Origin of the sequence: Compostibacillus humi (genome assembly GCF_014637175.1) — a bacterium.
In the GTDB taxonomy this organism is placed as follows: Bacteria; Bacillota; Bacilli; order Bacillales; family Amphibacillaceae; genus Oceanobacillus; species Oceanobacillus humi.
Genome location: NZ_BMEV01000005.1, coordinates 74160 through 81619 on the forward strand (window position 1 = coordinate 74160; position 7460 = coordinate 81619).

Below are 7460 nucleotides of genomic sequence, written 5' to 3' on the forward strand. Positions count from 1 at the left end.
TTCAATGTACCGCCTGTGCCAGGCTCTCCCGGGGTGCAGCAAAAGCAGGCGAAAGTGCCATCCATGCCAGCAGCCTTATTTCCATTGTTTTGCCAAAAGGCTGTATAGGAGGTGATTAAAATTATTCCGCATCATCTTCGTGAAGCGGTCTTAAAAAGAGAGCCTTAGTGAACAATGTTATCTCCCTCCCGCATTTTGTAAATTTTATCATTTGAGGTTTTTTCTTGTACATATTACACTAAGGAAAACTTAGAAAGATAAGAGGGGATTTTATTTTCATGATTTCATTTAAAAATGTAACGAAAAAATATGGGGAGGACAATCTGGCTGTTGATTCCATCAGTTTTACCGTCCGCCAGGGGGAATTTTTCGTCCTAATCGGCCCGAGCGGGAGCGGAAAAACGACGACGCTGAAAATGATGAATCGCTTGATTCCATTGACGGAAGGCACTATTTCCATCGATGGGAAAAATATTAACGATTATAACATCCATGAACTGCGCTGGAATATGGGATACGTTCTGCAGCAAATTGCCTTGTTTCCCCATATGTCGATTGAGGAAAACATTGCCGTTGTGCCGGAGCTGAAACAGTGGAAAAAGGAAAAAATCCGGAAGCGGGTTACCGAATTATTGGAAATGGTCGGGCTCGATCCGGATTCGTACCGGAACCGGATGCCCCATGAACTTTCCGGCGGGGAACAGCAGCGGGTCGGCGTCGTCCGGGCCCTCTCTGCAGATCCGGACATTATTTTAATGGACGAGCCGTTCAGCGCTTTAGACCCGATCAGCCGGGAAAAATTGCAGGAAGATATGATTCGGCTGAAAAAGGCGATTCACAAGACGGTCGTCTTTGTCACCCACGATATCCGGGAAGCGATAAAACTTGGGGGCCGAATTTGCCTGATGAATGAAGGGAAAATCGTGCAGCTGGGAACGCCGGAACAATTGCTGAACCGTCCGGCTAATGACTTTGTCCGAAATTTTGTCGGCGGAGCAAACAGCACGGACTCGGGCTTCGACCTGGAACAGTACATCCGTCCATCTGCTGAATCAACAGTCCAGCCTGGTCCGTCTATTTCGGCTTCGGCCACGCTGGAGGAAGTGCTGCACCAATTAGCCCGCTATGAACAGCTTTCCGTCGAAAAGGACGGAGAACGAATCGGGTTCGTCGACCGGCAAAAAATTATCGAATACTTCTCCCTGAAAACTACGGAAGGGGGAAGAGACCGTGAATAATTTTATCGACGTATTTGCAAACCGAAAAGAAGAGCTTTTCCAAGCGTTCGTCGAGCATATTCAAATTTCCTTTATCGCCATCTTTTTTGCCGTAATCATTGCCGTACCCTTAGGGATTTATTTGACGAAAAAGGCTAGGCTTGCCGAGAGCATGATCGGCATAACGGCTGTTTTGCAGACAATTCCTTCTCTCGCCTTGCTAGGGCTGATGATTCCGCTCCTAGGCATCGGCAAAGTCCCTGCCATCATAGCTTTAGTCATTTATGCGCTGCTTCCGATCCTCCGCAATACGTACACCGGCATTAAAGAGGTGGATGATTCCTACATTGAAGCGGCGATGGCGATGGGGATGAATGCCTGGAAACGGCTGTTCCGAGTAGAGCTGCCCCTGGCCATGCCGGTTATCATGGCAGGAATCCGAACGGCCATGGTGTTAATTGTCGGTACCGCCACCTTGGCAGCATTGATCGGCGCAGGCGGGTTAGGGGATATTATCCTTTTAGGAATCGACCGGAATAATGCGGAACTGATTATCCTCGGTGCAGTCCCTGCCGCCTTGCTGGCTATTTTATTTGATCTCCTCTTGCGGAAAATGGAAAAGCTGTCTTACAAAAAATCTCTGGCAGCTGCCGGGATCGTTGTCGTTTTTACAATTGGGATTTCCGTTCTCCCAAATTGGCTAAACAGCGAGGAAGACACGATTGTCATCGGCGGAAAGCTAGGATCGGAGCCGGAAATTTTAATTAATATGTACAAAATTTTAATCGAGGACGAAACCGATTTGCAGGTGGAGTTGAAGCCCGGTCTCGGGAAAACTTCTTTTCTGTTCAATGCCCTTGTATCGGGAAGCATTGATATTTACCCGGAGTTTACCGGAACAATCGTCACCCAATTTTTAGAGGAGACGGCGGTGAGCAATGACAAAGAAGAAGTGTATGAACAGGCAAAAACCGGGTTGTTGGAAAAGTTTAACCTTGTCCTCCTGGAACCGATGCAGTTTAACAATACGTATGCGTTAGCTGTCTCGGATTCCTTTGCCAACGAGCATCAAGTGGAGACAATTTCCGATTTGCGGGGTCTGGAAGAAGAAGTGAAAGCCGGATTTACCTTGGAATTTACCGACCGGGAAGACGGCTATATCGGCATCCAGGAAAAATACGGACTTGAATTTCCAAATCTCGTCACGATGGAACCGAAGCTGCGCTATACCGCCATCGAAGAGAACGACATTAATTTGCTCGATGCCTATTCCACGGACAGTGAACTGAGAAGGTACAACCTTACCGTGCTGGAAGATGACTTGGAGCTGTTCCCGCCGTATCAAGGCGCGCCGTTACTCCGAAAAGAAACATTGGAGGCATACCCGGAATTGGAAAATATTTTAAATCAGCTGGCAGGAAAGATTACCGATGATGAAATGCGGGAAATGAATTATGAAGTAGCCATCGAAGGGAAAAAGGCTTTCGATGTTGCCCGGGAGTTTTTGGAAAAAGAAGGACTACGTTAAAAGAGCAAGGGAATTTTTAAGCAGTTCGGTTGTGGTAGAAAAAAGGAAAGGCTAAGCTAACTAACAGGTGAAATCACCCGCATTTAGCGATAAACGCAGAGGTTTTAATATCCTCTGCGTTTTTTAAACTTCTTTCGCTATAGTACCAGCTGATACAATAAAACCTATTTATATATTTTAAATGTAAAAGCCAATCATTGCCGAAATAAAACCAACTATAATTGAAGAAAGAACATATATAATAGCTAATTTAATTTTGTTTGATTGTATTAGAGTGATGGTTTCGTACCCGAAGGTTGAGAAAGTTGTAAATCCACCACAAAAACCTGCACCGCCAAAAAGCAATAACCACTCGCCAATATCGTTTGAAATGTAAAATTGTGTAAATAATCCAAGTAAAAACGAACCTGTGATATTTATTACCCAAGTACCTATTGGAAATGGAAATGCTTTTTGAGTTCTTTTACTAATGAAGTTTCCCGCTATAAATCTGGCTGCTGCACCTAAAGAACCACCGATTCCTATAATCCAAATCATGTTACATCACTTCTCTTTTTCGTGCTATAGCTAAATTGTGACCTGCATATGCCAGCACAATCCCCAAAACTGTAGATGCCAGCACATAGAGAATCGCTGTTAAAATAAGACCGTTTTGAAATAAATTAAGGGTCTCCACTGAAAAAGTTGAAAAAGTTGTAAAAGAACTGATAAATCCTGTTCCAATTATCAGTGTAAACTCAGGTCTTATTTTTTTGTTTTGGCTGACATATGTTAGAAACCACCCAAGAATAAAACATCCAATGAGGTTAATTATAAAGGTCCCAAAAGGAAATCCATTGTTTGTATGTATCCATTCACCCAAGGCAAACCTGCATATAGCTCCAAAAAAACCACCAATCATTACCAATAATATATTTATTTCAAACACCTCACTGTCTCTCATCTTTGTACTAAACTGCCCCGTTAGCTGAATACCTTGAACTATTTGTTAATTTTAACATTAAATAACATAACCCTAAAAATTTTCTCGAATAAAGAAAGAAACCGAGGGCAAACACTCGGTTCCGGAATTATTCGATTGTAAACTGTGCAGCGAAATAATACGTATCATAGTCGCCGGGCTGTCTAAAGTCCAATATATCCTTTACGATCCGGTAATTTCCGGCATCCAGTTTGCCGTAGAGCCATTCCCAATCCGCCGTCCATTCCTGGACGTCGCCTGGAGGAAGGTCAAAGCCGATATCATGAAAGCCATAATTGTCCTCTAGGATAACCGGAACTTGATACCATTTTCCCTTGATTTCCTTTTCCAAAGAAAAATACTCCCCATACGTGCATTGCTTGTCCGAGTTATTTTCTATAATGACCGTTAATCCGGACGGAGACACCGAATCTTCGTTGACCGTCATCGTTACACCATCCAAGTTGTTCACCGTATCATACGGAGTCGGTTCCCAGTCAGTCCCCTCAGATGCCTGACGATCTGAACCGGCGCATGCGGAAAAAAGCGTGATGCTTAACGCCAAAAAAAGCAGCAGCAAATTTTTCATCCAATCCCCCCTTTATTAAAATAGACGCAAGTAAAGGATATTAGTTACTTTCCTAATGGCTTAAACATAAAAAAATAGCATACGTGAAAGTATGCTATTTCCCTGCATGCCTATGGCTCGGGCAAACATTCGATTGTATATACCCCGCGGGAGGTGCTTATAATAAGCCGGGTGCCGTCAAATTCATATAAGGCCGACTCTTCCAACGGAATTTCGTATTGTTCCGAAGGGAGCGGCTCGTAATGCTCCGGCGTCGTTTCAATCACTCCCGAGCCGTTTAAGTTTAACGCATACATCGGTTCGTAATCATCGATGCGCTTCGTCGCTTTGGAATACGAGATGGCGCTTAAATCCATCAGCGTTTCATCAAAGTCGTCCAGTTCATGCTTCATAATCTTAAGCTTTCTCCCGTTCCATTCCCTGAGCTTGTCATGCACTTCTTCAATCGTTAAAAACCGGTGTACCATGCAATCCCTCCGTATATCCGTGTCTTCCTCTTATTAGGTTTCCTTTTTTAAAAGAAAACATACCGGCTGGCGTTACGGAAAAATATTATAGATTTGCGAACTGTTCGGAGTATTTCATAAGCCTGCCGTTAAACAGCGCAAAATTTTCCGCATCGGCAGCTCCCCGAAATAGGCTTATCCATGGTAATGAACAGCATCTTGTTTCATACACTATACAAAGCACATTTGGGGGGATGCATGATGTCCATGACGAAGGAGCTCGAATATGCCATTGAGGAAATTACGGAAGTTGCGAAGGGCTTTGGACTTGATTTTTACCCGATGCGTTACGAAATTTGTCCGCCAGACATCATTTATACATTTGGTGCTTACGGGATGCCGACGCGTTTTTCCCATTGGAGTTTCGGAAAGCAATTTCACCGGATGAAGCTGCAGTATGATTTGGGCTTAAGCCAGATTTACGAGCTCGTCATTAATTCGGATCCGTGCTACGCCTTTTTGCTCAATACGAATACGCTCATTCAAAATAAGCTGATTATCGCCCACGTTTTGGCCCACTGTGATTTTTTCAAAAACAATGTCCGCTTTACCAACACAAGGCGGGATATGGTGGAGAGCATGACGGCTACGGCGGAGCGGATTGCCGAGTATGAAATGATTTACGGCAAAGATGAAGTGGAGAAGTTTTTAGATGCGGTCCTGTCCATTCAGGAGCATATTGACCCGTCACTCATGCGTTCAAAATTAAACTATGACGATGTAGAGGACGAGGAAGAAGAAGTGACAAAGCCGCAAACGCCGTATGATGATTTATGGGGGTTAGACGAGAAGCCGAAGGAGAAGAAAACCCGGAGCAAGAAAAGGAAAAAATTCCCGCCCCGTCCGGAGAAGGATTTATTGCTTTTTATTGAGGAGTACAGCCGGGAGCTGGAGGACTGGCAGCGGGATGTGCTGACGATGATGCGGGAGGAAATGCTTTATTTCTGGCCGCAGCTGGAGACGAAAATTATGAACGAAGGGTGGGCATCTTACTGGCATCAGCGGATTATGCGGGAACTGGATTTGACGACGGAGGAAACGATTGAGTTTTCCAAGCTGAATGCGAACGTCGTCCAGCCGTCCCGGACGACGATTAATCCGTATTATTTAGGCTTGAAAATTTTTGAGGATATTGAGGAACGGTACAACAACCCGACGGAGGAAATGCGGGAGCGGGGCGTGAAGCCGGGGTCCGGCCGGGAGAAAATTTTTGAAGTCCGGGAAATCGAATCGGATATTTCCTTTATCCGCAATTATTTGACGAAGGAACTGGTGGAGCGGGAAGATATGTATTTGTTTGAGAAAAAAGGCCGGGATTACCGGATTACGACGAAGGAATACGAAGAAGTCCGGGATCAGCTCGTTAACATGCGGGTGAACGGCGGCTTTCCGTATATTACCGTAGAAGACGGAGATTATTTGCGCAACGGAGAGCTCTATTTAAAGCATGGCTATGAAGGGATTGAACTCGATCTTCATTATTTGGAAAACGTCCTGCCGTATATATACCAGCTTTGGGGCAGAACAGTTCACATGGATACGGTCGTCGACGGACAGCAGACACTCTTTTCCTACGACGGAAAACGGGTGACGAAGCGAAGTTTGTAGATTAATTTTGTCGGTAAAGCAGTAAGAAAGAATGACAAGGTCCTAAAATAAAAGTTTGTTATAAAATCCAGTGTATACTGGAATTTTTTTTGGTCTAAATAATTTTATAATTCAAAATATATTGACCGTTATAACATGGAGTAATATAATGCAGGTAATTAATGTAACTGCCCTATGCAGATGGACAAGCCGTTTCAAGGGGAAGCCGGGTGAAAATTGCAGATTTAGACACAGGCATGATCAGGTCAGCCAAGCAGGTAAAATTGCCAAAACGGGCGTAGTTCCGCCGGAGGAATTGATTATTGGCGGCTTATTTGACCCGTTCTTGGAAGAGCTGAAGAACAAAAATATTACTATCATGTTTAAGCAGGAGGCATGGCCAAAAAATTTGTATAAGACCGGGCAATCCTAACGATGGGGCGAATGGTTTCGCCCTTTTAAAGTTAAAAAAATATAATCAAGCCGCGCGCAAATATGACATCGACGGCGCATTTGGAAGCTAACCTCCGATTGTCCTTTATAGACATATATAAGCGATTTGCGACACAAAATAGGACCGTGGAGGTGAAATAGTTGGACCGTAAAACGAGCAAGCAATTAAATACGGGTTTTAGCGATAAGCAAAAGGTGAGGAAACATTTGTCAAAGGAATTTGACCATGAGTTTGCCAACGAACCCCTTAGCGAAACGGAAAAGCTGAACAACAAAAAAACGAAAAAACGCCAATAAGTGCAACAGGTGCCAGGCACTCCAATGAACTGCGGATGTCAGGCACCTGTAACTTTTCCCGGAAACGGGCCGTCTATTAAGTTAAACCTGAATTATTCATAGAAAACTTTTGATAAATTTTGAATGCCTATCTATCAAGCATTTCAACCGAATTGATCATGCATCAAATAAATGAAAAAAGAATCCATTTCTGTTAAAGTTAAATCACCACAAAATAACCACAGAAAGGATTCTTATAATGGCTACTTTACCGCAATTAACGTTAGATTTCAATCGTCAAATTAAATTGTCAAATGATGGGGGTTCTCTTTCTTCTGATACA

General features: G+C 43.8%; 9 protein-coding genes. 5 read left to right on the forward strand and 4 right to left on the reverse strand.

Features of this window, described 5'->3' with window-relative positions; translation table 11 throughout:
• Positions 1-278: 278 nt before the first annotated feature.
• Together IEV18_RS02380 and opuFB are read left to right on the forward strand one after the other, a co-directional pair.
• On the forward strand, positions 279-1238 hold the full coding sequence (locus tag IEV18_RS02380) for an ABC transporter ATP-binding protein (protein ID WP_188390770.1): 960 nt from the start codon (positions 279-281) through the stop codon (positions 1236-1238).
• Positions 1231-2745, forward strand: a complete 1515-nt coding sequence (gene opuFB, locus IEV18_RS02385) for an osmoprotectant update ABC transporter permease/substrate-binding subunit OpuFB (RefSeq protein WP_188390771.1) — start codon at positions 1231-1233, stop codon at positions 2743-2745. Before IEV18_RS02380 ends, opuFB begins: the two co-directional genes overlap by 8 nt.
• 177 nt (positions 2746-2922) lie before the next feature.
• Here opuFB and crcB (IEV18_RS02390) read toward each other — a convergent pair whose 3' ends face one another.
• The 4 genes from crcB (IEV18_RS02390) to ymzB all read right to left on the reverse strand — a co-directional run bounded on the left by crcB (IEV18_RS02390) (position 2923) and on the right by ymzB (position 4762).
• Positions 2923-3282, reverse strand: a complete 360-nt coding sequence (crcB, locus tag IEV18_RS02390; RefSeq protein WP_188390772.1) for a fluoride efflux transporter CrcB — start codon at positions 3280-3282, stop codon at positions 2923-2925.
• Between the two features lies 1 nt (position 3283).
• Entirely contained in the window at positions 3284-3673 is a 390-nt protein-coding gene (crcB, locus tag IEV18_RS02395) for a fluoride efflux transporter CrcB (RefSeq protein ID WP_308421531.1), read from the reverse strand.
• A 142-nt stretch (positions 3674-3815) separates the two neighbouring features.
• A complete protein-coding gene (locus IEV18_RS02400; protein ID WP_188390774.1) occupies positions 3816-4295 on the reverse strand; it encodes an immunoglobulin-like domain-containing protein in 480 nt (159 codons plus the stop codon).
• A 110-nt stretch (positions 4296-4405) separates the two neighbouring features.
• On the reverse strand, positions 4406-4762 hold the full coding sequence (ymzB, locus tag IEV18_RS02405) for a protein YmzB (protein WP_188390775.1): 357 nt from the start codon (positions 4760-4762) through the stop codon (positions 4406-4408).
• Between the two features lie 240 nt (positions 4763-5002).
• Between ymzB and IEV18_RS02410 the strand changes: the two genes are divergently transcribed.
• From IEV18_RS02410 to sspO, 3 genes are all read left to right on the forward strand, one after another.
• Positions 5003-6409, forward strand: coding sequence for a SpoVR family protein (locus IEV18_RS02410; protein WP_188390776.1), 1407 nt, complete (start codon positions 5003-5005; stop codon positions 6407-6409).
• A 148-nt stretch (positions 6410-6557) separates the two neighbouring features.
• A complete protein-coding gene (locus tag IEV18_RS02415) occupies positions 6558-6821 on the forward strand; it encodes a hypothetical protein (protein WP_188390777.1) in 264 nt (87 codons plus the stop codon).
• A gap of 161 nt (positions 6822-6982) precedes the next feature.
• Entirely contained in the window at positions 6983-7138 is a 156-nt protein-coding gene (sspO, locus tag IEV18_RS02420; protein WP_188390778.1) for a small acid-soluble spore protein SspO, read from the forward strand.
• Positions 7139-7460: the final 322 nt, after the last annotated feature.